The following is a 1,822-nucleotide window of genomic DNA, read 5'->3' on the forward strand; positions in this document are numbered from 1 at the left end:
CATCTCTATCTCAGAGTCAAAATCCCTATGACTTTTAAAGGTTGATTTATCCCTATCTATTTTTATATATTCCTTTTTTGTAAATATAATTATTTTGTAGTAAAATAAATGGGCATGAGGAGATTTTTATTATGAAAAAGAATAAAAAACAAAATAAAGTTGGTAAGGTATTTGGGGTTATTTTCTCTATCTTACTGATTGCTGCAACAATGTATTTGTTGTTTAACATTATTAAATTGAATGTATTGCCTACAAAACTATTGTTCTTAATGACAATTGTATTTGTATTATTGGATTTAATCTTCATCTTATTGTTGTGTTTTGCAACAAAAGGTGTTGTATCTAAAATTATTTGTATTATTTTTGCATTGGCTATTTCATTGGGATCATGTCTTGGTGGATATTATATGTCAAAGACCGGTGGATTACTTTCAAGTATGACGAATGTTGCTAAGCATTCTAAAAATACAATCAGTGTTGTAGTTAAAGAATCAAGTGATATGAAAAAGAAAGTTGATCTTGCTGGTCATAGTGTAGGTACTTTGGCAAATATAAATACTGTTGGTTCTAAGAAGATTTTAAAAGAATTAACTGATTCTGGAATTCAAATGGAACAAAAAGAATATGGTAGTCTAACTGAAATGCTAGAATCTTTCTATAATGGTGAAGTGGATTCTATTGTTATTAGTGAATCTAGTCGTAGTCAGATTACGGATATGGAAGCTTACGCAAACTTTGATAGTAATACTCGAGTTGTTTATCAAGCATCTTACAAAGTAGAAAATACAGATAAGGCCAATGCAGTAAGTAATATTACTACAACACCATTTAATGTGTTGATTTCAGGATCAGATACACGTGGTGGATTTGATGAAAATGGTCGTAGTGACGTAATTATGGTAGCTACTGTTAATCCTAAAACAGGAACAATTCTATTGACTTCAGTTCCTCGCGACTTTTATGTAACGACTGCATGTGATGCAGGTGATGGATGTCAAGAAGGTGCATTAGATAAGATTACACATACAGGTATTCATGGTACAAATACGACTAAGCGTACTGTAGAAAAGTTATTAGGTATTGAAATTAACTATACATTTAAAGTTGGATTCGATACGGTAACAGATATTGTTGATGCTGTTGGTGGTATTGATGTAAATGTAGAACCAGGCTATGCATGTAACAATTTTTTGAATTTGCCTGGATTTAGTGTACATGAAGGGGTTAACCATTTAAATGGGGAACAAGCATTGGCTTACGCTCGTGAACGCTATGCATATAGTGAAGGGGATCGTCAGCGTACTAAGAACCAACAACAAGTTCTAATGGGAATTGTTGATAAGGTTACTAGTCCTGCGATTGTGACTAACTATGCTCAAATCATGGATAGTATGTCTAATACATTCTCAACAACTATGTCTAATGATGAAATTTCATCATTGATTAAATATCAATTAAATAAGAATCCTAAATGGAAAATGGAACAATATATGGTAAATGGTACTGGAGATACATTAATGTGTGCTGAGCTTGGTGATGCTGCTTATGTAATGGTTCCAGATCAAAGTACTGTAACAACGGCTAAGAATAAGATTAATGCAGTTCTTGCTGGTAAATCAGCGGATGATGTAGAGTAAGGGTATATTCCTTGCTCTTTTTTTGTTTTGTAGGTGTATAATTTCATTGTGAGGTGTTGTTTATTATGGAAACTGCAGATTATATACAAAATAGAATTCATACGAATGTTCGTAAGTTTGAAGAACTAAGCAAGAAGTATCATAGATGTCATATTGGATTGCTTGTTTCTTCTTTTAGTTGTTTT

Annotated in this window: 1 protein-coding gene; it reads left to right on the forward strand. The window is 32.2% G+C overall.

Annotated features, from left to right (window positions below; translation table 11 throughout):
- Positions 1 to 131: 131 nt before the first annotated feature.
- Positions 132 to 1,637 carry an LCP family protein gene (locus Q0F58_RS19405; RefSeq protein ID WP_294379723.1) on the forward strand — a complete coding sequence of 502 codons (1,506 nt, stop codon included), beginning with the start codon at positions 132 to 134 and terminating at the stop codon, positions 1,635 to 1,637.
- The last annotated feature ends 185 nt before the right edge of the window (positions 1,638 to 1,822 follow it).

The sequence above is a fragment of the uncultured Clostridium sp. genome, assembly GCF_934754915.1.
Classification (GTDB): domain Bacteria; phylum Bacillota; class Clostridia; order Clostridiales; family Clostridiaceae; genus Clostridium.